Raw genomic sequence first — 22,978 nt, 5'->3', positions numbered from 1 at the left:
CGCGGATGCACGGCTAGCGAAGCCGCTGCGGTTGATCGGCGGCACTCCGCGTGCGGGCGCTCGGGGCGATCCTGCTGGCCTGTGCCGGCATCCTCTGTCCGGTGGATGCGACTGGGCTCGCCAGCCGGCGGGCCGTCCCGATGACCCTGCACGAGCCGACCCTCTTCGTCCTGCTGCTGCTCGGCTACGCCATGCTGGGCCTGCAGCTGGTGACCGCCAGCCGCCGGCTCTTCGGCGGCGAGGCGCTGCGGGGCTGGGGTCTGGGCAACAGCCTGATGCTGGCCGGCTACCTGTTCCTGCTGGTCGACGTCGTGGCCCCGCAGCCGGTCTGGGTGGTCGCCAGCAACGGGCTGATCGTGCTCGGCGAGTTCGTGTTCGTCGCCGCGCTCCAGCGTTTCGTCGACCAGGCGCCGCCGCCGCGATGGCTGGTGATGGGCGGATTGGCCTGCGCGCTGTCGATGGCGCCGCTGATGATGCTGGCGACGCCGACCCGCATGGCCATCATGTCGCTGATCGCCGCGGCACCGCTGGCCTGGGGTGGTTGGCTGGTGGTGCGGCAGTGGCGCGAGGCCGAACGTTCGCTGCGTCCGGTCGGCGCGATGCTCGCGCTGGTGGCCGCGACGCTGCTGATCCGCTGCGTGCACGCCGTGCTTCAGCCCTCGGCCTACGTCGACATGACGCAGCCCAACCCGGTGCAGACACTGGTCGCGGGGGCGGCCTACGTCGCGCTGCTCGGCGCCGGCTTCGGCTTCGTGCTCGCCTGCACCGAGCGGGCCTCGCGCTCGCTGGAGCGCCTGGCTTCGCACGACCACCTGACCGGCGCGCTGAACCGCCAGGCGGCCGAGCCGCTGCTCGCCCAGGCCCTGCGGCGCGCGCGCCGCGGCGGCGCCTGCGTCGCCTTCGTGCTGATCGACCTCGACCGCTTCAAGCAGGTCAACGACCGCCACGGCCACGTCTTCGGCGACGAGGTGCTGCGCCGCTTCGCGCAGACGGTGCGCACCCGGCTGCGCGCCAGCGATCTGCTGGTGCGCCTGGGCGGCGAGGAGTTCGCCCTCGTGCTGCCCGACAGCGACGCGGCCGGTGCGCGGCGCGTGCTCGAGCAGCTGCGCGGCGACTGCCGGGAGATGGGGCTGCACACCGAAGCCGGCCAGGCCTGCCCGGTGAGCTTCTCGGCCGGCATCGCGCTCAGCCCGCAGGGCCGCGTCGACGGCGAGGCCCTGTACCGCGCCGCCGACGGCGCGCTGTACGCGGCCAAGCGCGGCGGCCGCGACCGTGCGGTGCTCGCCGGGGCCGATGAGACAATTCCGGCATGAGCGCTGCGCCGACCACCCTGACGATCACCCGCCCCGACGACTGGCACCTGCATCTGCGCGACGGCGCTGCGATGGCCGCCGTGCTGCCGTACACGGCGCGCGAGTTCGCGCGGGCGATCGTCATGCCCAACCTGCGCCCGCCGGTGACCACCGCGGCCCAGGCCACGGCCTATCGCGAACGCATCCTCGCCGCCGGCCTCGAAGGCACCGACTTCGAGCCGCTGATGACGCTGTACCTGACCGACAACACGCCGCCCGACGAGATCGTGCGCGCCCGGGAGGCCGGCGTCGTCGCGCTCAAGCTCTACCCGGCCGGCGCCACGACCAACAGCGATGCCGGCGTCACCGACATCCGCCGCTGCTACCCGACGCTGGAGGCGATGCAGCGCGCCGGCCTGCCGCTGCTGGTGCACGGCGAGGTCACCGACCCGGAGATCGACGTCTTCGACCGCGAGGCGGTCTTCATCGAGCGCGTGATGCGCCCGCTGCGCGCCGACTTTCCCGAGCTGAAGGTCGTCTTCGAGCACATCACGACGAAGGAGGCGGCCGAGTACGTCGCCGCCGCCGACGACTTCACCGCCGCCACCGTCACCGCCCATCACCTGCTGTACGACCGCAACGCGCTGTTCGTCGGCGGCCTGCGCCCGCACTACTACTGCCTGCCGGTGTTGAAGCGTGCCGTGCACCGCCACGCGCTGCTGGCCGCGGTGGCCTCGGGCAGCCGCAAGTTCTTCCTCGGCACCGACAGCGCCCCGCACGCCGCGGCGCTGAAGGAGCAGTCGGTCTGCGGCGCCGGCTGCTTCACCGCGCCGGCGGCGCTGGCGCTGTACGCCGAGGCCTTCGAGCTGGCCGGCGCGCTGGACAAGCTGGAAGCCTTCGCCGCCTTCAACGGCCCCGACTTCTACGGCCTGCCGCGCAACACCGGCACCGTGACGCTGCGTCGCGAGCCGTTCACGCTGCCCGAGGCGCTGCCGTTCGGCGACGCCACGATCAAGCCGCTGCGTGCCGGCGAAACCCTGCCCTGGAGCCTGCAATGAACGCTGGCGTGATGCTGCTGATCGACGCCGACAACGTCTCGCTGGACGTGATGGAGCAGGCTGTCGAGCTGATGATCGAGCGCCACGGCGCGCTGCACGTGCGCCGCGCCTACTGCACCGCCGAGAGCGCGCTGAAGCACCAGGCGGCGTTCAAGCGCCTGGGCATCAAGCCGATGGTCAACCTCGCCGCCGGCAAGAACTCCACCGACATCGCGATGGCCGTCGACGCCATCGACCTGGTGCTCGCGCTGCGGCCGGCGGTCGTCGCGATCGCTTCGTCGGACTCCGATTTCGCGCCGCTGGTGCAGCGCCTGCGCGAGAAGGGCTGCCGCGTCGTCGGCCTCGGCCAGGACGGCAAGACCGGCGACGAGACGATCTCGGTCTACGACGAGTTCACCGTGCTGTCGCATCGCCGCGGCGGCGTGGCCACGACGCCGTCGCGCGGGCGCGGTGGCCGCACCGGCACCTCCTCCCGAGCCGCCGCCGACGGCGGCGCCCGCACCGCGGCCCGCGGCAGCGCCCGCCGCGAGCCGCCGGCGCCGCAGCGCCCGGCCCCGGCGGCCGCACCTGCGCCGCTGGTCGATGCCGCGCCGGCCGAGCCGGCCCTCGCGCCGGCGGCCGAGGCCGCGCCGGCCACCGAGGCCGCGACGCCCGAGCGGGCACCGCGCCGCCGCCGCGGGCGCCGCGATGCCGAGGCCGCCGTGCCCGCTGTGGCGGATACCTCCGCGGCACCGGCCCCCGCGCCGGTGCCCGAGCCCGCAGCGGCCGAGCCCGTGCCGTCCGCTGCCGACGAGCCGGTGGCCGAGGTGCCCGCTGCCGAAGCGCCGGCCCCGCGCCGCGCGCCGCGCCGGCGCAAGACCGTCGAGCCCGCGGCCGAGCCTGCCGGAGAACCCGCTGCCGCGGCGGCTCCAGCTTCCGCGCCCGAGCCGGCGCCGAAGCCGGCGCCCCGGCCTCCGCGGGCGGCGCCCGCGCCGGCTGCGGCCTACCCCGACGAGATCCGCCAGATCCTCGCCGCGCTGCCCGAACTGCTGCGCGGCGACGCGGTGGAACTGCGCCTGGCCGCCGAACGCCTGCGCGACGCCGAGCTGCTGGGCCCGCGCGCGTCGTCGACACGCTTCTTCGCGCCGCATGCCGAGCGCTTCGAGCTGCTGCCGGCCGGCCAGCCGAACAAGGTGCGGCTGCGCCCGATCGAAGGCTGATCCCCCGGCCAAGCCCCCGGTCCTCCGGGGGCAAGTCTTGAATCGCAGGGCCGCGCCCTAACATGCGCGGCTGTTTGGACTATTCCCGCCAACGCGGAAAAGGCGCTACGACGATGAAACGAGTGATGCTGTTCGTTCTGACCAACCTGGCGGTGATGCTGGTGCTGGGCATCACGGCCAGCGTGCTGGGCGTCAACCGCTTCATGACGGCCAACGGCCTGAACCTGGGCTCGCTGCTCGCGTTCGCGGCCATCTTCGGTTTCGGCGGCGCGATCATCTCGCTGCTGATGAGCAAGCCGATGGCCAAGATGAGCACCGGCGCCCAGGTCATCAACAACTCCCAGGACCCGACGCACCGCTGGATCGTCGGCACCGTCGAGCGTTTCGCCCAGAAAGCCGGCATCGGCATGCCCGAGGTCGCGATCTACCCGGGCGAGCCCAACGCCTTCGCCACCGGCGCGTTCAAGAACTCGGCGCTGGTCGCGGTGTCGACCGGGCTGCTGCAGAGCATGACGCGCGAGGAGGCCGAGGCCGTGATCGGCCACGAGGTCGCGCACATCGCCAACGGCGACATGGTCACGATGACGCTGATCCAGGGCGTGATGAACACCTTCGTCGTGTTCCTGTCGCGTGTCGTCGGCTACTTCGTCGACCGCGTGATCCTGAAGAACGACCGCGAAGGCCCGGGCATCGGCTACTACGCGACGACCATCGTGCTCGACATCGCGCTGGGTGTGCTGGCGGCGATCATCGTGGCCTGGTTCTCGCGCGCCCGCGAGTTCCGCGCCGACGCCGGCGCCGCCCAGCTGATGGGCCGCAAGCAGCCGATGATCAACGCGCTGGCGCGTCTGGGCGGCCTCGAGCCGGGCCAACTGCCGCAGCAGGTGCAGGCGATGGGCATCAACGGCAAGCCGGGCGGCTTCATGGCGCTGTTCTCCAGCCACCCGCCGATCGAGGAGCGCATCCGCGCGCTGCAGCAGGCCCAGTAAGCCGCCTTGCCCGGGCGCCGCGCGCCGCCGCATACTGCCGCCATGAGGATGCGCTGGTGGGTGCTGGGCTGGATCGCGGCGGTGGCCGCCGGCGTCGGCCTCGCGCACTGGTGGGCCCCCAAGGTCGTGCTGGTGCCGGCCGCGGCGCAGCCCGAGGACATGGTGCCGCTGCCGGTGCCGCCGATCCAGGCGGCCGCCGCGCCGGCCCTCGAGGCCTAGAAACAAGAAAGCCCCCGCACGCGGGGGCTTCGTCATTCAGCGGGGCAGGGCGCTCAGGCGGGCAGGAAACCGTCGATCGACAGGTAGCGCTCGCCGGTGTCGTAGTTGAAGCCGAGCACGCGGGCGCCGGCCGGCAGCTCGGGCAGCTTCTGCGCGATCGCCGCCAGCGTCGCGCCGCTGGAGATGCCGACCAGCAGGCCCTCCTCGCGTGCGCTGCGCCGCGCCATCTCGCGCGCCGCCTCGGCCTCGACCTGGATCACGCCGTCGAGCAGTTCGGTCCTCAGGTTCTTCGGCACGAAGCCGGCGCCGATGCCCTGGATCGGGTGCGGCGAGGGCTGGCCGCCGCTGATCACCGGGCTGGCGCTCGGCTCGACGGCGAAGACCTTCAGCTTCGGCCAGCGCGCCTTCAGCACCTGGGCGCAGCCGCTCAGGTGGCCGCCGGTGCCGACGCCGGTGATCAGCGCGTCCAGACCTTCGGGGAAGTCGCGTGCGATCTCCTCGGCCGTGGTGCGCACGTGCACGTCGATGTTGGCCGGGTTCTCGAACTGCTGCGGCATCCAGGCGCCGGGGATCTCGGCGACGAGCTCCTGGGCGCGCGCGATCGAGCCCTTCATGCCCTTCTCGCGCGGCGTCAGCTCGAAGCTGGCGCCGTAGGCCAGCATCAGGCGGCGGCGCTCGACGCTCATGCTGTCGGGCATCACCAGGATCAGCTTGTAGCCCTTGACCGCGGCGACCATCGCCAGGCCGATGCCGGTGTTGCCCGAGGTCGGCTCGACGATCGTGCCGCCGGCCTTCAGCGCACCCGAGCGCTCGGCGTCCTCGACCATCGCCAGCGCGATGCGGTCCTTGACCGAGCCGCCGGGGTTGGCGCGCTCGCACTTGACCCACACCTCGTGCGTGCCGCCGAACAGGCGGTTGATGCGGACGTGCGGCGTGTTGCCGATGGTGGCCAGGACGTTGTCGGCTCTCATTCTTGCTCTCCGGGGATAATGGCACGGTGAAGCGGACCAGACCGCCGCCGGTGCATCAGCGGAAACGCCGCACGGGAGGAAGGTCCGGACTGCACAAGGCAGCGTAGCAGCTAACGGCTGTCCACCGCGAGGTGAGGATTAGAGCAACAGAGACGAGTCGGTGCCGGCTTCGGCAGGTACCGGGTGAAACGGGCAATCTCTACGCGCAGCAACACCGAATAGGCCGGCGATGATGTCGCCTGCGGAGCCGGCGGGTAGGTGGCACCGAGCCGTGGAGCGATCCACGGCCAAGAGGAATGGCGGTCACGCCGCGCCTTGAAAGAGGCGCGGTGCACAGAATCCGGCCTATCGGTTCGCTTCACACTTTTTCCTTTCGCCCGGCGCGACGTCGCCGGGTGCCGTGCTTGCCCCTGGACGGGCAGGCTCACGACGCCGTCGATAGACTCGCCGGCTTTTCGCCGCCCCGATGAATCCCGACGCGCCCCGACTCTGGCGCGGCCCGCGCTGGGCGCTGGCCGTGCTGCTGGCCTGCCTGGGCATGCTGGGGCCATTCTCGATCGACACCTACCTGCCGGCCTTCGCCGGCATCGCGCGCTCGCTCGACGCGACGCCGGTGCAGATGCAGCAGACGCTGTCGGCCTACCTCGCCGGCTTCGCGCTGATGAACCTGTTCCACGGCGCGCTGGCTGACAGCTTCGGCCGCCGGCCAGTGGTGCTGGCCGGCCTGGGCCTGTTCACGCTGGCCTCGCTGGGCTGCGCGCTGTCGCCGTCGATCGGCTGGCTGGTGTTCTTCCGCGCGATCCAGGGCATGTCAGCCGGCGCCGGCGTCGTCGTCTCGCGCGCCATCATCCGCGACATGTTCCCGCCGGCCGACGCGCAGCGCGTGATGTCGCAGGTGACGATCTACTTCGGCGTCGCGCCGGCCATCGCGCCGATGATCGGCGGCTTCCTGTTCGTGCACGCCGACTGGCATTCGATCTTCTGGCTGCTGGTGCTGATCGGCGCGGCGCTGTGGGCGGCCAACTGGCGCTGGCTGCCCGAGACGCTGCATGCCGACGCGCGCCAGTCCTTCCACCCGGTGCCGCTGCTGCGCGGCTACTGGGACATGGTGCGCAGCGCACGTTTCATGGCGCTGGTCTTCGCCAGCGGCGTGCCGTTCAACGGCATGTTCCTGTACGTGCTGTCGGCGCCGGTGTTCGTCGGCGAGCACCTGGGGCTGGCGCCACAGCAGTTCTTCTGGTTTTTCCTGTTCACGATCGGCGGGATCATGGGCGGCGCCTGGGCCTCCGGGCGCGCCGCCGGCAAGCTCGGGCCGCATCGCCAGATCCGCTACGGTTTCACGATCATGGCCGTGGTGTCGGTGCTCAACGTCGGCCTGAACCTGGTGTTCAAGGCCGAGGCCTGGTGGGCGATGCCGCTGATCGGCGTCTTCTCGTTCGGCTGGGCGCTGATGGTGCCGGTGGTCACGCTGATGGTGCTGGACCTGGTGCCCGAGCGCCGCGGCATGGCGTCTTCGGTGCAGTCCTGCGTCGGCAGCGCCGCCAACGCGCTGGTCGCCGGCGTCGTGGCGCCGCTGGTGATGCACTCGACGGCGACGCTGGCGCTGGCCTCGTTCGCGCTGATGGCGGTGGGCATCGTCGCCTGGTTCTGGGTCCGGCCGCGCCTGGGGTGATTCAAGCGCGGCCCCGCGGCGGCCGATATCCGGGGCGGAGACCCCGCATGAACCGTTCCCGCCCCGCTGCCGTCCGCCCTGCCGCAAACCCTGCCTGGTACGCCTGGGCGGTGCTGCCCGTGGCCGCGGCGCTGCTGTTCGCGCCGCCGTCGCGGGCGTCCGAGCGGGGCGCGCCGCCCGCCAAGGCGGCGGCCAGCGCGGCCCCCGAGGCCGAGCCGCTGGACCCGCTGGATCGCGTGCGCGAGCGCCTGGCCGAGAAGCTCGGCGCGATGAAGGCGCCCGACACCCCGGGCAACGTGCTGCGCATCTCGTCGCGGGTGCCGGGCGACGCGCCGGCGGCGCGCAAGCCCGCGCCGCGCCCGCGCCCCGAGCCGGTGCCGGCCCCCGAGATCCACTGGAACTACACCGGCGAGGGCGGCCCGGCGCGCTGGGGCGCGCTGCGGCCCGAGTTCGGCCTGTGCGCGCGGGGCCAGCGCCAGAGCCCGATCGACATCCGCGGCGGCATCGCCGTCGACCTCGAGGAGATCGTCTTCGACTACCGGCCGGCCGGCTTCGCGGTGCTGGACAACGGCCACACGGTGCAGGTCAACGTCGGCCCGGGCAATGTCATCGCCGTCGGCGGGCGGCGCTACGAGCTGCAACAGTTCCACTTCCACCGCCCGTCGGAGGAGCGCATCGACGGCCGCCAGAGCGAGATGGTCGCGCACCTGGTGCACCGGGACCCGGAAGGCCGGCTGGCCGTCGTCGCGGTGCTGCTGCAGCGTGGCGAGGAGCAGCCGGTGGTCCAGTCGGTGTGGAACAACCTGCCGCTGGAGAAGCACGACGAGGCGCGGGCTTCCGGCGCGATCGACCTGGGCCAGCTGCTGCCCGCCGATCGTGGCTACTACACCTACATGGGCTCGCTGACGACGCCGCCGTGCACCGAAGGCGTGCTGTGGATCGTCATGCGCCAGCCGGTGGCGGTGTCGCAGGAGCAGATCGACATCTTCGCGCGGCTCTATCCGATGAACGCGCGGCCGGTGCAGCCGTCCTCGGGGCGGCTGATCAAGCAGTCCCGCTGAGGTCGCCGCCGCCGCGGCGGCGCAGCAGCAGCAAGGCCGGCCACAGCCACAGGCTGGCGAACCACAGCGCCACGCGCCCGGCCGACACCGGCCGCGTCTCGTGGCGCGCGACCTTCATGAACAGCACCACCGCCCCGGCGACGACGTAGGCCAGCAGCGCCGCGTAGGTGCCGGCGCGCCAGGCGTAGTCGTCGGCGACCAGGTCGCCGATCCAGCGCCCGAGCAGCGCCGCGGCGGGCACCGACAGCACGACGGCGATCGTCAGCCCGACGAGGGCATGGCGCAGGCGGTACAGCGGGTCTTGGTTCTGCCAGGTCATCGGTTCGGTGCGGTCACGGGCGGCGCGAGTATGGCCCCGGGGCGGTGGCCGCAGGCGCTTGGGCCCGCTCCGGCAGGGCTCTCCGGCGCCCGGCGGCGGCGGGTTGCCGCCCCACCACGCGGCCCTCGCGTCCCGGCGCCCGGCCCGGGCGGGTGTGGAATCGTGGGGGAGATCCACCTTCCCCCACTGCAGCGCTGCCGCGGCCGTCAAGCCCGGCGTCGCTCACAAACCACTTTCAGTGAGGCTTGCAAGTCCTTCATTCTGAAGCACTTTCCGGCTGCAAAAGTCCTTGCGAGAGCGTCGGTAAGTCCTTGATTCCACTGAATTTTTACGCTTCTGCGCCATTGACCCCGAGCCCGGCGCTCAGGTAGAGTGCAGAAAAGTAGATTTCTGTGGGGTTTCGTGGCTGCATTTGCCTTCCGAGGGGGTCCGGTGCTCACGCTGGACGCGAAGGGACGGGTCACCGTCCCGGCGCGTTGGCGTGACGTGCTGATGTCCACCGTCCAGGGGCAGATGGTGGTCGCGAAGAACCACGCCGGCTGCCTGACGCTGTACCCGCGTCCCGTCTGGGACGCGTTCGAGGCCGAGCTCGTGCGTCTGCCGCTGAAGTACGAAGGGTGGCGGCGCGTGTTCATCGGTTCGGCCACGGAAGTCGAGATCGACGCCGCCTCGCGCGTGCTGGTGCCGCCCGAACTTCGGGCCTGGGCCGGGCTGGAGCGCGAGGTCGTCTTCATGGGCGTCGGCGACAAGTTCGAATTGTGGGACAAGGCCCGCTACGAGGCGGCCGAGGCGCAGACGATCGCCAGCGGCATGCCCGAAGAGCTGCAGAACCAGGTCGCAGGATGACCGCCGTGACGCAGACGGGTCGCGCCCACACGACCGTCTTGCTCGCCGAGGCCGTCGAGGCCCTCGTGACGCAGGCGGACGGCCTCTACGTCGACGGCACCTTCGGCCGCGGCGGCCACACGCGTGCGCTGCTGGCCGCGCTGTCGCCGCGCGCGCGGGTGCTCGCCTTCGACCGCGACCCCGAGGCCATCGCTGCCGCGGCGGCGATCGACGACCCCCGTTTCACGATCTGCCACGCCAGCTTCGGCGCGATGCGCGAGGAACTCGCCGCGCGCGGCGTCGGGCAGGTGCAGGGTGTGCTGCTCGACCTGGGCGTCAGCTCGCCGCAGATCGACACGCCCGAGCGCGGCTTCAGCTTCCGCTTCGACGCGCCGCTGGACATGCGCATGGACACGACCCGCGGCGAGACCGCCGCGGACTTCCTGGCCCGCGCCGACGAGCGCCACATCGCACAGGTGATCCGCGACTATGGGGAAGAACGGTTTGCTCTACAGATTGCAAAGGCGGTTGTTGCTCGCCGGCAGGGCGGGGATCAGCTTCGAACCACCGGGGAGCTTTCCGCGCTCGTGGCTCGTGCAGTCAAAACCCGCGAGCCGGGCCAGGACCCTGCAACGCGCACATTTCAGGCTCTTCGGATTTTCGTCAACGCCGAGCTTGAGGCGCTCGAACAGGGACTGAGCGCCGCGCTGCAGCTGCTCGCGCCGGGCGGCCGTCTGGTCGTCATCAGCTTCCATTCGCTTGAAGACCGCATCGTCAAGAACTTCATCACGCGCGAGAGCCGTGACGAGTTCGACCGGCGTGCGCCGATGGCGCCGCCGCGGGCGCTCAAGCTCAAGGCCCTCGCCCGCGTCAAGCCGGGCGACGACGAAGTGCGCGCCAACCCGCGCGCGCGCTCGGCGGTGATGCGCGTGGCCGAACGCACCGAGGTGCCGGCATGAGCAAGCTGCTCAACGCCGTGCTGCTGGTGCTGCTGCTGGGCAGCGCCTTCGCGCTGGTGCGCAACGCCTACGAGAGCCGGCGCCTGTTCGCGGCGCTGGACCGGGCGAAGAACGAGCAGTTCCAGCTCGAGGCCGACTACAAGCGCCTGGACGCCGAGCGCCAGGCGCAGGCGACCAACCTGCGCGTCGAGCGTGTCGCACGCGAGAAGCTGGCGATGCGCCCGGCCACGCCGGCGGTGACGCAGTACGTCGGCGACGGCGCGGCGCCGGCCGCCTCCGGGGGCGCTCGATGATCGGGCGGCGCAAGAACGGCGGCGCCAGCGTGCGCAGCGTCAACTACGCCACCAGCCCGCTGCTGGCGAGCAAGACGCCGCCGTGGCGCTCGCGTTTCGTCGTCGCGATGGTCGCGCTGTCGTTCGCGCTGCTGCTCGGGCGCGCCGTCTGGGTGCAGGTCGTCGGCAACGACTTCTATCAGAAGCAGGGCGAGAAGCGTTACGCGCACACGCTGTCGCTGCAGGCCAGCCGCGGCCGCGTGCTCGACCGCAACGGCCTGGTGCTGGCGTCGAGCGTGCCGTCGCCGTCGATCTGGGCCATCCCCAAGGACTTCCAGGCCGACGGCGGCGAGCGCCGTGCGCTGGCACGTGCGCTGGGCATGTCGCCGACCGAGCTCGACACGCGGCTGGCCGGCAACCCCAACTTCGTCTGGCTGCGCCGCCAGGCCGACGACGCCACCTGGGACAAGGTCAAGGCCATGGGCCTGAAGGGCGTCTACCAGGTGCGCGAGTACAAGCGCAGCTACCCCGAGGGCGAGTCGGCGGCGCACGTCGTCGGCTTCACCAACGTCGAGGAGCGCGGCCAGGAAGGCATCGAGCTGCGTTTCGACAAGGAGCTGCAGGGCCGCGACGGCCTGCGCGCCGTGGTGCGCGACCGCCTCGGCCGCGTCGTCGAGGACATCGGCGACCAGACCGCCGCGCTCGACGGCCGCGACGTGCAGCTGGCGCTGGACTCCAAGGTCCAGTTCTACGCCTACCAGCGCGTGCGCGACGCCGTCGCCCAGCACGGCGCCAAGGCCGGCAGCGTCGTCGTGCTGGACGCGCTGACCGGCGAGGTGCTGGCGCTGGCCAACTACCCCAGCTACGACCCGGGGCAGCGCCGCAACCTCAGCGGCGCGCAGCTGCGCAACCGCGCGCTGACCGACACCTTCGAGCCCGGCTCGACGATGAAACCCTTCGTCGCCAGCCTGGCGATGGAGACCGGCCGCGTGTCGCCGTCGACCGTCATCGACACTGCGCCCGGCACGATCACGATCACCGGCTCGACGATCCGCGACTCGCACCCGCACGGCGCGCTGACCGTCGCCCAGGTGATCCAGAAGTCGAGCAACGTCGGCACCGTCAAGATGGCGATGCAGATGCAGCCGCGCGAGATGTGGGAGGTGTTCTCGGCGATCGGCCTGGGGCAGAAGCCGCAGATCGACTTCCCCGGCGCCGTCACCGGCCGGCTGCGCCCGTACAAGACCTGGCGCCCGATCGAGCAGGCGACGATGAGCTACGGCTACGGCCTGTCGGCGAGCCTGCTGCAGATCGCGCGCGCCTACACCGTCTACGCCCGCGACGGCGACATCGTGCCGGTGTCGATGCTGCGCCAGGACGGCCCGGTCGCCGGCGTCAAGGTGTTCGAGCCCGAGACCGCGCGCACGATGCGCGCGATGCTGGGCCTGGTGACCCAGCCCGGCGGCACCGCCACCGCCGCGGCGGCGATCGGCTACTCCACGGGGGGCAAGTCCGGCACCGCGCGCAAGCAGGAAGGCAAGGGCTACACCAACAAGTACCGCTCCTGGTTCGTCGGCATCGCGCCGATCTCCTCGCCGCGCATCGTCGTCGCGGTGATGGTCGACGAACCGAGCAAGGGCGTGTTCTACGGCGGCGCCGTCGCCGGACCGGTTTTCAGCCAGGTCGTGCAGAACACGCTGCGCATGATGGGCGTGCCGCCGGACATCCCGGTGCAGGCGCAGATCGTCGCCGATCCGGCCGCCGCCGAGCAGGAAAGCTTCTGATGCAGATCCCGTCCCAGCCCTTCGTCGTCACCGGGGAGGCCGCATGCCGCTGACGCGCCTGAAGTCCCCCGAGGCCGCCGCCCGCTGGCTCTCGTCCTGGGTCACCGGCACGCTGCGCACCGACAGCCGCCTCGTGCAGCCCGGCGACGCCTTCATCGCCTGGCCGGGTTACGCCAACGACGGCCGCCGCTTCGTCCAGCAGGCGCTGGACGCCGGCGCGTCGACCTGCCTGGTCGAGCTCGACGGCGTCGAGGCCTTCGGCTTCGAGGACGCGCGTGTCGCGACGCTGCCCGACCTGAAGGCCGTCACCGGCGACATCGCCCACGCCTATTTCGAGCATCCGAGCCAGCGGCTGAAGGTCATCGCGACCACCGGCACCAACGGCAAGACCTCGACCGCCTGGTGGACCGCGCAGGCGCTGACCCGCCTGGGGCAGCGCTGCGGCGTGATGGGCACGCTGGGTGTCGGCGAGCCCGGCGCGGTGCGCGCCACGGGCCTGACGACGCCCGACCCGGTGACGCTGCATGCCGCCTTCCGCGGCTTCGTCGACCAGGGTTTCGCCGCCTGCGCGCTGGAGGCCTCGTCGATCGGCATCGTCGAGCACCGCCTGGACGCCGCCGAGATCGACGTCGCGCTGTTCACCAACTTCACGCGCGACCACCTCGACTACCACGGCACGATGGCGTCCTACTGGGAGGCCAAGCGCCGCCTGTTCGCCTGGCCGGGGCTGAAGGCCGCGGTGATCAACGTCGACGACGAGCAGGGCGCGCGGCTGGCCGCCGAGCCGCTGGCGCTGGACGTCTGGACCTACGCCGTGAACGGCGCGGCGCGCCTCGTCGCGCGCGACGTGCGCTACGTCGACGGCGGCCTGGCCTTCACGCTGCACGAAGGCGACGCCGCCGTCGAGGTGCGCAGCACGCTGATCGGCGAGTACAACGTGCACAACCTGCTGGCCGTGCTCGGCGGCCTGCGCGCGCTGGGCGTGGCGCTGGCCGACGCCGCGGCCGTCGTGCCGGCGCTGACGCCGGTGCCCGGGCGCATGCAGCGCGTGCCCGGCGGGGACGTCGAGGTCGTCGTCGACTACGCGCACACGCCCGACGCGCTGGAGAAGGTGCTGCAGGCCCTGCGCCCGCTGGCCGCCGCACGCGGCGGCAAGCTGTGGTGCGTGTTCGGCTGCGGCGGCAACCGCGACGCCACCAAGCGGCCGCTGATGGGCGCCATCGCCGCGCGCCTGGCCGACCGCGTCGTCGCCACCAGCGACAACCCGCGCGACGAGGCGCCGTGCTTCATCCTGTCGCAGATCCTGGCCGGCGTCGCCGGCCACGACGAGGTCGACGTCATCGAGGACCGCCACGAGGCGATCGCCTATGCGGTCGCCAACGCCGCGCCGGGCGACGTCGTGCTGCTGGCCGGCAAGGGCCACGAGGACTACCAGGAGATCAAGGGCGTGCGCCGCCCGTTCTCCGACGAGACCGAGGCGCGTGCCGCGCTGGCGCGCCGCACGGAGGTGCGCGGATGAGGTCGACGCTGGCCCAGGCGCTGCCCTTCGTGCCCGGCGCGACGCTGGTCGGCGACGGCACGACGGCGTTCGCGCGCGTGCACACCGACACGCGCACGCTGCAGCCTGGCGACCTGTTCGTCGCGCTGCGCGGCGAACGTTTCGACGGCCACGAGTTCCTCGCGTCCGCGCGCGAGGCCGGCGCCGTCGCGGCGATCGCCGAACACGGCCTGTCCGATGCGCTGCCCGGCCTGCAGGTGCCCGATGCGCTGGCCGCGCTGCAGCAGCTGGCGGCCGGCTGGCGCGCGCGTTTCACGCTGCCGCTGGTCGCCGTCACCGGCAGCAACGGCAAGACGACGGTCACGCAGATGGTCGCCGCGATCCTGCGTGCCGCGCACGGCGACGCCGCCTTCGCCACGCGCGGCAACCTGAACAACCACATCGGCGTGCCGCTGACGCTGCTCGGGCTGGAGCCGGCGCATGCCGCCGGCGTCGTCGAGCTGGGCATGAACCACCCGGGCGAGATCGCCGAGCTGGCGGCCATCGCCCGGCCGACGATCGCGCTCGTCAACAACGCCCAGCGCGAGCACCAGGAGTTCATGGCCACGGTCGAGGCCGTGGCGCGCGAGAACGGCCAGGCGATCGCGATGCTGCCGCCCGACGGTGTCGCCGTGTTCCCGGCCGACGACGACTACACGCCGCTGTGGCGCGAGCTGGCCGGCGCGCGCCGCACGATCACCTTCGCGCTCGACGGCGCTGCCGACCTGACGGCCCGCGCCACCTGGCAGGGTGATCGCTGGCGCGTCGAGATGGCGACGCCGTCCGGCCCGCTGGTCACCACGCTGGCCGTCGCCGGCCGGCACAACGTGAAGAACGCGCTCGCCGCCGCCGCCTGCGCGCTGGCCGCGGGTGTCGCGCCGGCGGCCATCGCCGCCGGCCTGGCGGCCTTCCAGCCGGTGGCCGGGCGTTCGCAGGCCGCGCGCCTGGCCACGGCGCACGGCGAGATCACGCTGGTGGACGACAGCTACAACGCCAACCCCGACTCGGCGCTGGCCGCCGTCGCCGTGCTGGCGGCGCTGCCCGGCCCGCGCTGGCTGGTGCTGGGCGACATGGGCGAGGTCGGCGAGCGCGGCCCCGAGTTCCATGCCGAGGTCGGCGCCGCGGCGCGGGCCGCCGGCATCGAGACGGTCTGGACCGCCGGCACGCTGTCGCGCCACGTCGGCGCCGATCGTCATTTCGACAACACGTCGGCGCTGGTCGCCGCGCTCGCCGACGCGCCGCAGGCCGCGTCGGTGCTGGTCAAGGGTTCCCGGTTCATGCGGATGGAGCAGGTCGTGCGCGCGTTGAAGGAAGGGGTGCGCTGATGCTGCTCACCCTCAGCCAGTGGCTCCTCTCGCTGTTCCCGGACGAGCTGGGTTTCCTGCGCGTCTTCCAGTACCTCACGTTCCGCGCGGTGCTCGCGGCGATGACGGCGCTCTTGATCGGCCTGGCGCTGGGCCCCTGGGTCATCCGCCGGCTGACCGAGATGAAGATCGGCCAGCCGATCCGCGAGTACGGCGTGCAGACCCACCTGGGCAAACGCGGCACGCCGACGATGGGCGGCGTGCTGGTGCTGCTGGGCATCGCGGTGTCGACGCTGCTGTGGTTCGACTGGAGCAACCGCTTCGTCTGGGTCGTGATGATCGTGACCTTCGGCTTCGGCGCCATCGGCTGGGCCGACGACTACCGCAAGGTCGTGCGCAAGGACCCGGAAGGCATGCGCTCGCGCGAGAAGTTCTTCTGGCAGACGCTGATCGGCCTGTTCGCCGCGGTCTACCTCGCGTTCAGCGTCTCCGAGACCTCGAACCTGCGCGTGCTGGAGCTGTTCGTGCGCTGGGTGACGAGCGGCTTCTCCAACGACCTGCCGCCCAAGGCCGACCTGATCGTGCCGTTCTTCAAGACGGTGAGCTACCCGCTGGGCGTGTTCGGCTTCATCGCGCTGACCTGGTTCGTCATCGTTGGCGCCAGCAACGCCGTCAACTTCACCGACGGCCTGGACGGGCTGGCGATCATGCCGGTGGTGCTGGTCGGCTCGGCGCTGGGCGTCTTCGCCTACGTCACCGGCAACTCGGTGTTCTCGCGCTACCTGCTGCTGCCCTACATCCCGGGCGCCGGCGAGCTGCTGGTGTTCTGCGCCGCGCTGGCCGGCGCGGGGCTGGCCTTCCTGTGGTTCAACGCCAACCCGGCGCAGGTCTTCATGGGCGACGTCGGCGCGCTGGCGCTGGGCGGCGCGCTGGGCACGATCGCCGTCATCACGCGCCAGGAGATCGTGCTCGGGATCATGGGCGGCATCTTCGTCGCCGAGGCGCTGTCGGTGATGGCCCAGGTCGCCTGGTTCAAGTACACGAAGAAGCGCTACGGCGAGGGCCGGCGCATCTTCCTGATGGCGCCGCTGCACCACCACTACGAGAAGAAGGGCTGGACCGAGAGCCAGGTCGTGGTGCGCTTCTGGATCATCACGATGCTGCTGTGCCTGGTCGGCCTGGCCAGCCTGAAGCTGAGATGACCCACCCCCGTAGCGCCTTCGGCGCTCCCCCTCGAGGGGGCGCCCCCAGTGGCCCGGCGGAGCCGGATCCACGGGGTCCGCTTGATGCGCCGGTGGAAGACATCGAGCCTGGCCCTTCGGCGATCGTCGGACTCGCGAGCCGCCTCTCGGGGACCACCGTCCTCGTGCTCGGCCTCGGCGACTCCGGGCTGGCGATGGCGCGCTGGTGCGCGCGCCACGGCGCGCGCGTGCGCGTCTGGGACTCGCGCGAGAACCCGCCCGGCGCCGCCGCGCTGCGCGAGCACTGCCCCGGCGCCGAGCTGCTGTCGGGCGCGCTGCCGCGCGAGGCCGTCGAGGGCGCCGCGCGCGTGCTGAAGAGCCCCGGGCTGGCGCCGCACGACGCGCGCATCGCCGCGGTGCTGCAGGAGGCGCGGTTCCGCGGCCTGCCGGTGCAGGGCGAGCTCGACCTGTTCGCTGAGGCGCTGGCGGCGCTGAAGGCCGAACGCGGCTACGCGCCGCAGGTCATCGCGATCACCGGCACCAACGGCAAGACGACGACGACGACGCTGACCGGGCTGCTCGTCGAACGTGCCGGGCGCAGCGTCGTGCTGGCCGGCAACATCGGCCCGACGATGCTCGACACGCTGGCCGCGCGGCTGGACGAGCTGCCCGAGGTCTGGGTGCTCGAGCTCTCCAGCTTCCAGCTCGACGGCGTCACCGGCTTCGAGCCGGCCGCCGCCGCGGTGCTCAACGTCACTCAGGACCACCTGGACTGGCACGGCTCGATGGAGGCCTACGCCGCGGCCAAGGCGCGTGTCTTCGGCCGCGACGCGGTGATGGTCGTCAACCGCGACGACCCGCTGGTCGAGGCCATGGTGCCGCCGCCGCCGCCGGCCAAGGGCCGCAACAAGCCGGTGGGCCGCAGCGTGCAGCGCTTCGGCCTGGAGGCGCCGCGCCGCCCCGGCGACTGGGGCCTGGTCGTCGAGAACGGCATGGCCTGGCTGGTGCGGGCGCTGCCGGCCGACGAGACCGTCAAGCTGCGCCGCGACGAGGACCACGAGATCCACCTGCAGCGCCTGATGCCGGCCGACGCGCTGCGCATCCGCGGCCGCCACAACGCCGCCAACGCGCTGGCCGCGCTGGCGCTGGCCACGGCGATCGGCTGCCCGCTGGCGCCGATGCTGCACGGCCTGCGCGACTACGCCGGCGAGCCGCACCGTGTGCAATGGATCGGCAACGTCGGCGAGGTCGAGGCCTTCGACGACAGCAAGGGCACCAACGTCGGCGCCACCGTCGCCGCGCTCGACGGCCTGGGCGCCGACAAGACGCCGGCCAAGCTGGTCGTCATCCTCGGCGGCGACGGCAAGGGCCAGGACTTCGCGCCGCTGGCCGCACCGCTGGCGCGCTGGGCGCGTGCCGTGGCGACCATCGGCCGCGACGCGCCGGCCATCGAGCCGCACGTGCGCGGCCCGGTGCTGGCGCGCCACGCCACGCTGGAGGCCGCCGTCGCCTGGTGCTTCGAGCAGGCCCAGCCGGGCGACGCCGTGCTGCTGAGCCCGGCCTGCGCCAGCATGGACATGTTCCGCAACTACGCCCACCGCGCCGAGGTCTTCGCCGCCGCGGTGCAGGCGCTGGCCGCGGAGAAGGGCCAGGCATGAAGGCCGTCGGCGCGATCCGCGAATGGTGGGCGGCCCGGCGCGAGAGCGTCGGCACGCTGCCGGTGCGCGACCGCGTCGCCGCCGGCGGCCGCCCGGCGACGCTGCGCGCCTTCGACCAGAGTTTCGTCGCCGTCGTCGCGACGCTGCTGCTGCTCGGCCTGGTGATGGTCTATTCGGCGTCGATCGCGCTGCCCGACAACCCGAAGTTCGCCAACTACTCGTCCTCGTACTTCCTGACGCGCCACGTGTTCGCGCTGGCGCTGGGCGCGGTGGTCGCGTTCGCCGTCGTGCAGGTGCCGGTGTCGTTCTGGGAGAAACACGCCGAGAAGATCTTCGTCGTCTCGCTGGTGCTGCTGGTGCTGGTGCTGCTGCCCTTCGTCGGCAAGGTGGTCAACAACTCGCGCCGCTGGATCCCGCTGGGCATCATGAACTTCCAGCCCTCGGAGCTGGCGAAGATCACGATCGCCATGTACGCGGCCAGCTACATGGTGCGCAAGATGGACGTGAAGGAGAACTTCTTCCGTGCCGTCTGGCCGATGGTCGTCGCGGTGGCCTTCATCGGCGCGCTGCTGCTGCGCCAGCCCGACATGGGTGCCTTCATCGTCATCGCGACGGTGGCCATGGGCATCCTGTTCCTGGGCGGCGTCAACGGCCGCATGTTCTTCCTGATCGCCGCGGTGCTGGTCGGCACCTTCGCGACGATCATCGCCTTCGACGACCTGCGCCGCGAGCGCATCCTGGCCTACCTGAACCCCTGGGACCCGGCCTACGCGCAGGGCAAGGCCTACCAGCTGACGCACTCGCTGATCGCCTTCGGCCGCGGCGAGCTCTTCGGCCAGGGGCTGGGCGCCAGCGTCGAGAAGCTGCACTACCTGCCCGAGGCGCACACCGACTTCCTGCTCGCCGTCATCGGCGAGGAGCTGGGTTTCGTCGGCGTCGCCTCGGTCATCGCGCTGTTCTTCTGGCTGACGCGGCGCATCTTCGTCATCGGCCGCCAGGCGATCGCGCTGGACCGCGTCTTCGCCGGGCTGATGGTGCAGGGCGTCGGCATCTGGATGGGCGGCCAGGCCTTCATCAACATGGGCGTGAACCTCGGCGTGCTGCCGACCAAGGGCCTGACGCTGCCGCTGATGAGCTACGGCGGCTCGGCGATCCTGATGAACCTCGTCGCTTTGGCGATCGTCGTGCGGGTCGATATCGAGAACCGCACCTTGATGCGGGGAGGGCGAGCATGAGCACGCGCCACCTCGTCGTGATGGCGGCCGGCACCGGCGGCCACGTCATTCCCGGCATCGCCGTCGCGCGCGAGATGCAGCGCCGCGGCTGGACCGTCAGCTGGCTGGGCACGAAGACCGGCATGGAGAACAAGCTGGTGCCGCCGACCGGCATCACGCTGGACACGATCGGCTTCGCCGGCCTGCGCGGCAAGGGCGCGATGGGCGCGCTGACCGGCGGCCTGCGCCTGCTGAAGGCCTTCGCCGACTGCCTGGGCATCCTGCGCCGGCGCCGCGCCGACGCCGTGCTCGGCATGGGCGGCTACGTCTGCTTCCCCGGCGGGCTGATGGCTTCGCTGCTGTCCAGGCCGCTGGTGCTGGTCAACGCCGACGCCGCGATGCTGCTGTCCAACCGCTCGCTGCTGCCGGTGGCCGACCGTGTCGCCTTCGGCTTCGACGGCGCCGCGGCGCAATCGACGAAGAACGCCGTCGTCACCGGCAACCCGGTGCGCGCCGAGATCGAGGCGCTGCCGGCGCCGGCCGAACGTTATGCCGGCCGCAGCGGCGCGCTGAAGCTGCTCGTCGTCGGCGGCAGCCTGGGCGCCAAGGTGCTCAACGAGACCGTGCCGCAGGCGCTGGCCCGGCTGGCGCCGCACGAGCGTCCGCTCGTCACCCACCAGACCGGCGCCGCCCAGCTCGAGGCCGTCAAGGCCGCCTACGACAGCGCCGGCATCGACGCCGAGGTGCTGCCGTTCATCGACGACATGCCGCGCCGCCTGGCCGAGTGCGACCTGATGCTGTGCCGTGCCGGCGCGATCACGGTCAGCGAACTGTGCGCCGCCGGCGTTGCATCGATCCTGGTGCCGCTGATCGTCAGCACGACCTCGCACCAGCGTGACAACGCCGAGATGATGGCCGCCCGAGCTGCCGCCAGGCACCTGCCGCAATCCGAACTGAACCCCGAACGCCTCGCCGACGAGCTGCGCGCGCTGGACCGCGCCGCGCTCGCCGCGATGGCCGACCGCGCCCGCGCGCTGGCCCGCCCGCAGGCGGCCGCGCGTGTCGCCGACCTCATTGAAGAACTGACCCCGCGATGAAACACGCCGTCAAGCAGATCCACTTCGTCGGCGTCGGCGGCGCCGGCATGAGCGGCATCGCCGAGATCCTGCACAACCTGGGCTACCGCGTCACCGGCAGCGACCAGGCCGCCAGCGCGACCACCGAGCGCCTGGCCGCGCTGGGCCTGCGCATCGCCATCGGCCACGACGCCGCCAACATCGAGGGCGCCGACGCCGTCGTCATCTCGACCGCGGTGAAGGGCGACAACCCCGAGGTCATCACCGCCCGTGCGCGCCGCATCCCGGTCGTGCCGCGCGCGGTGATGCTGGCCGAGCTGATGCGCCTGCGCCGCGGCATCGCCATCGCCGGCACGCACGGCAAGACGACGACGACCTCGCTGGTGGCCAGCGTGCTCGCCGAAGCCGGCCGCGACCCGACCTTCGTCATCGGCGGCAAGCTGCTGAGCGCCGGCGCCAACTCGCGCCTCGGTTCGGGCGAGTACATCGTCGTCGAGGCCGACGAGAGCGACGCCTCGTTCCTGAACCTGATGCCGATCATGGCCGTCGTCACCAACATCGACGCCGACCACATGGAGACCTACGGCCACGACCTGTCGCGGCTGCGTTCGGCCTTCGTCGACTTCATCCACCGCATGCCGTTCTACGGCGCGGCCATCGTCTGCGGCGACGACCCCGGCGTGCGCGCGATCATGCCGATGCTGTCGCGCCCGGTCGTCAGCTACGGCCTCGGCGAGGACGTGCAGGTGCGCGCCGTCGACGTCGAGGCGCTGCCCGGCGGGCGCATGCGGTTCACCGCCCAGCGCCGCAACGGCGTCGCGCTGCCCGACCTGGCGATCACGCTGAACCTGCCCGGCGTGCACAACGTGCGCAACGCGCTGGCCGCGATCGCCGTGGCGATGGAGCTGGAGCTGCCCGACGAGCCGACGGTGCGTGCGCTGGCCGGCTTCACCGGCGTCGGCCGGCGCTTCCAGCGCTGGGGCGAGCTGCCGGTGTCGGCGGCGCGCGGCGGCGGCAGCTTCACGCTGATCGACGACTACGGCCACCACCCGGCCGAGATGGCGGCGGTGGTCGCCGCGGCGCGCGGCGCCTTCCCGGGCCGGCGCCTGGTGCTGGCCTTCCAGCCGCACCGCTACACCCGCACGCGCGACTGCTTCGAGGACTTCGTCAAGGTCATGGGCAGCGCCGACGCGGTGCTGCTGACCGAGGTCTACGCCGCCGGCGAGGCGCCGATCGTCGCCGCAGACGGCCGTGCGCTGGCCCGTGCGCTGCGGGTCGCCGGCAAGGTCGACCCGGTGTTCGTCGACGCCATCGCCGAGCTGCCGCAGGCGATCGCCGAGTTTGCGCAGGACGGCGACGTCGTCATCGCGATGGGCGCCGGCTCGATGGGCGGCGTGCCGCAGAAGGTCGTGGAACTGACGCAAGGAGCCGTGGCATGAACCCCCTGGGCAAGGTCGCCGTCCTGATGGGCGGATCGAGCGCCGAGCGGCAGGTGTCGCTGATGTCGGGCCACGGCGTGCTCGAGGCGCTGCACCGCGCCGGTGTCGACGCGCACCCGTTCGACCCGGCCGAGCGCGAGCTGGCCGAACTCAAGCACGCTGGCTTCGAACGCGCCTTCATCGCGCTGCACGGCCGCCACGGCGAGGACGGCACGGTGCAGGGCGCGCTGGAGCTGCTGCGCATCCCCTACACCGGCTCCGGCGTGATGGCCAGCGCGATCGCGATGGACAAGGTGATGACCAAGCGCATCTGGGCCGCCGAAGGCCTGCCGACGCCGCGCTGGGCCTGGCTCGCGCCCGATCGCCAGGCGCGCGAGCACGTCGTCGCCGTGCCCGACCAGCTCGGCCTGCCGCTGATCGTCAAGCCGCCGCGTGAAGGCTCGTCGATCGGCATCACCAAGGTCGCCGGCTACTCCGAGATGCAGGACGCGGTGAAGCTGGCCTCCGAGTACGACGCCGACGTGCTCTGCGAGGAGTTCATCGACGGCGAGGAAGTCACCTGCGCGGTGCTCGGCGACGGCGCCTCGGCGCGGGCGCTGCCGGTGATCCGCATCGTCGCGCCGGGCGGCAACTACGACTTCGAGCACAAGTACTTCTCCGAGGAGACCGGCTACCACTGCCCGAGCGGCCTGCCGCCGGCCGAGGAGACCGAGATCCAGCGCCTGACGCTGGCCGCCTACCGCCTGCTCGGCTGCCGCGGCTGGGGCCGCGCCGACCTGATGATCCGCGCCAGCGACCGCAAGCCCTTCCTGCTGGAGATGAACACCAGCCCGGGCATGACCAGCCACTCGCTGGTGCCGCTGGCCGCGCGCGTGGCCGGCCTGAGCTACGAACAGCTGTGCGTGCACGTGCTCGAGTGCGCCGCGCTGGACCACCCGGGGACCTGAGA

Annotated in this window: 21 protein-coding genes and 1 other RNA gene; 20 read left to right on the top strand and 2 right to left on the bottom strand. The window is 72.2% G+C overall.

The window, feature by feature from the left end; translation table 11 throughout:
- Positions 1-140 precede the first annotated feature (140 nt).
- The 5 genes from G5B56_RS12405 to G5B56_RS12385 all read left to right on the top strand — a co-directional run bounded on the left by G5B56_RS12405 (position 141) and on the right by G5B56_RS12385 (position 4,757).
- A complete protein-coding gene (locus G5B56_RS12405) occupies positions 141-1,313 on the top strand; it encodes a diguanylate cyclase (protein WP_164963384.1) in 1,173 nt (390 codons plus the stop codon).
- On the top strand, positions 1,310-2,350 hold the full coding sequence (gene pyrC, locus G5B56_RS12400; protein ID WP_164963383.1) for a dihydroorotase: 1,041 nt from the start codon (positions 1,310-1,312) through the stop codon (positions 2,348-2,350). The genes G5B56_RS12405 and pyrC overlap by 4 nt, the downstream gene beginning before the upstream one ends.
- Positions 2,347-3,549 (top strand): NYN domain-containing protein, encoded by a 1,203-nt coding sequence (locus tag G5B56_RS12395; protein WP_240920803.1) that lies wholly within the window; start codon positions 2,347-2,349, stop codon positions 3,547-3,549. The genes pyrC and G5B56_RS12395 overlap by 4 nt, the downstream gene beginning before the upstream one ends.
- Positions 3,550-3,662: 113 nt before the next feature.
- Positions 3,663-4,538, top strand: a complete 876-nt coding sequence (gene htpX, locus G5B56_RS12390) for a protease HtpX (protein ID WP_029718672.1) — start codon at positions 3,663-3,665, stop codon at positions 4,536-4,538.
- A gap of 42 nt (positions 4,539-4,580) precedes the next feature.
- Entirely contained in the window at positions 4,581-4,757 is a 177-nt protein-coding gene (locus G5B56_RS12385; protein ID WP_164963382.1) for a hypothetical protein, read from the top strand.
- A gap of 53 nt (positions 4,758-4,810) precedes the next feature.
- On the opposite strand, the gene cysK is transcribed toward G5B56_RS12385, so the two are convergent.
- Positions 4,811-5,728: a cysteine synthase A gene (gene cysK, locus G5B56_RS12380; RefSeq protein ID WP_164963381.1), complete on the bottom strand. Its 918-nt coding sequence runs from the start codon at positions 5,726-5,728 to the stop codon at positions 4,811-4,813.
- 28 nt (positions 5,729-5,756) lie between these two features.
- Here cysK and rnpB point away from each other — a divergent pair.
- The 3 genes from rnpB to G5B56_RS12365 all read left to right on the top strand — a co-directional run bounded on the left by rnpB (position 5,757) and on the right by G5B56_RS12365 (position 8,461).
- Positions 5,757-6,092: RNase P RNA component class A (gene rnpB / locus G5B56_RS12375), an RNA gene on the top strand.
- A gap of 102 nt (positions 6,093-6,194) precedes the next feature.
- A complete protein-coding gene (locus G5B56_RS12370; RefSeq protein ID WP_009858077.1) occupies positions 6,195-7,400 on the top strand; it encodes a multidrug effflux MFS transporter in 1,206 nt (401 codons plus the stop codon).
- A 47-nt stretch (positions 7,401-7,447) separates the two neighbouring features.
- Positions 7,448-8,461, top strand: a complete 1,014-nt coding sequence (locus G5B56_RS12365) for a carbonic anhydrase (protein WP_310733806.1) — start codon at positions 7,448-7,450, stop codon at positions 8,459-8,461.
- Here the strand turns inward: G5B56_RS12365 and G5B56_RS12360 are convergent.
- On the bottom strand, positions 8,445-8,780 hold the full coding sequence (locus G5B56_RS12360; RefSeq protein WP_009858075.1) for a hypothetical protein: 336 nt from the start codon (positions 8,778-8,780) through the stop codon (positions 8,445-8,447). The two genes, G5B56_RS12365 and G5B56_RS12360, sit on opposite strands and share 17 nt — an antisense overlap.
- 402 nt (positions 8,781-9,182) lie before the next feature.
- Between G5B56_RS12360 and mraZ the strand changes: the two genes are divergently transcribed.
- From mraZ to G5B56_RS12300, 12 genes are read left to right on the top strand one after another with little or no spacing between them, the layout of a single operon-like run.
- Entirely contained in the window at positions 9,183-9,626 is a 444-nt protein-coding gene (mraZ, locus tag G5B56_RS12355; protein ID WP_029718671.1) for a division/cell wall cluster transcriptional repressor MraZ, read from the top strand.
- A complete protein-coding gene (rsmH, locus tag G5B56_RS12350) occupies positions 9,623-10,564 on the top strand; it encodes a 16S rRNA (cytosine(1402)-N(4))-methyltransferase RsmH (protein WP_009858073.1) in 942 nt (313 codons plus the stop codon). Before mraZ ends, rsmH begins: the two co-directional genes overlap by 4 nt.
- The gene (ftsL, locus tag G5B56_RS12345; protein ID WP_009858072.1) at positions 10,561-10,857 is read left to right on the top strand and encodes a cell division protein FtsL; all 297 of its coding nucleotides are present in this window, start codon (positions 10,561-10,563) and stop codon (positions 10,855-10,857) included. The genes rsmH and ftsL overlap by 4 nt, the downstream gene beginning before the upstream one ends.
- A complete protein-coding gene (locus tag G5B56_RS12340; RefSeq protein ID WP_009858071.1) occupies positions 10,854-12,620 on the top strand; it encodes a penicillin-binding protein 2 in 1,767 nt (588 codons plus the stop codon). The genes ftsL and G5B56_RS12340 overlap by 4 nt, the downstream gene beginning before the upstream one ends.
- Positions 12,621-12,663: 43 nt before the next feature.
- Positions 12,664-14,139, top strand: a complete 1,476-nt coding sequence (locus tag G5B56_RS12335) for a UDP-N-acetylmuramoyl-L-alanyl-D-glutamate--2,6-diaminopimelate ligase (RefSeq protein ID WP_164963380.1) — start codon at positions 12,664-12,666, stop codon at positions 14,137-14,139.
- On the top strand, positions 14,136-15,482 hold the full coding sequence (gene murF, locus G5B56_RS12330; protein WP_164963379.1) for a UDP-N-acetylmuramoyl-tripeptide--D-alanyl-D-alanine ligase: 1,347 nt from the start codon (positions 14,136-14,138) through the stop codon (positions 15,480-15,482). Before G5B56_RS12335 ends, murF begins: the two co-directional genes overlap by 4 nt.
- Entirely contained in the window at positions 15,482-16,663 is a 1,182-nt protein-coding gene (gene mraY / locus G5B56_RS12325; protein ID WP_009858068.1) for a phospho-N-acetylmuramoyl-pentapeptide-transferase, read from the top strand. Before murF ends, mraY begins: the two co-directional genes overlap by 1 nt.
- Positions 16,660-18,300: a UDP-N-acetylmuramoyl-L-alanine--D-glutamate ligase gene (gene murD / locus G5B56_RS12320; protein WP_404947960.1), complete on the top strand. Its 1,641-nt coding sequence runs from the start codon at positions 16,660-16,662 to the stop codon at positions 18,298-18,300. The genes mraY and murD overlap by 4 nt, the downstream gene beginning before the upstream one ends.
- Positions 18,297-19,535, top strand: a complete 1,239-nt coding sequence (gene ftsW / locus G5B56_RS12315; protein WP_206023518.1) for a putative lipid II flippase FtsW — start codon at positions 18,297-18,299, stop codon at positions 19,533-19,535. The genes murD and ftsW overlap by 4 nt, the downstream gene beginning before the upstream one ends.
- Complete coding sequence (gene murG, locus G5B56_RS12310; RefSeq protein WP_164963378.1) at positions 19,532-20,611, top strand: undecaprenyldiphospho-muramoylpentapeptide beta-N-acetylglucosaminyltransferase; 1,080 nt, start codon at positions 19,532-19,534, stop codon at positions 20,609-20,611. Before ftsW ends, murG begins: the two co-directional genes overlap by 4 nt.
- A complete protein-coding gene (gene murC / locus G5B56_RS12305) occupies positions 20,608-22,029 on the top strand; it encodes a UDP-N-acetylmuramate--L-alanine ligase (protein ID WP_164963377.1) in 1,422 nt (473 codons plus the stop codon). Before murG ends, murC begins: the two co-directional genes overlap by 4 nt.
- Positions 22,026-22,976, top strand: coding sequence for a D-alanine--D-alanine ligase (locus G5B56_RS12300; RefSeq protein WP_164963376.1), 951 nt, complete (start codon positions 22,026-22,028; stop codon positions 22,974-22,976). The genes murC and G5B56_RS12300 overlap by 4 nt, the downstream gene beginning before the upstream one ends.
- Positions 22,977-22,978: the final 2 nt, after the last annotated feature.

Origin of the sequence: Rubrivivax sp. JA1026 (assembly GCF_011065555.1) — a bacterium.
In the GTDB taxonomy this organism is placed as follows: Bacteria; Pseudomonadota; Gammaproteobacteria; order Burkholderiales; family Burkholderiaceae_C; genus Rubrivivax; species Rubrivivax benzoatilyticus.
This window is presented reverse-complemented; position numbering and strand designations above follow the sequence as displayed.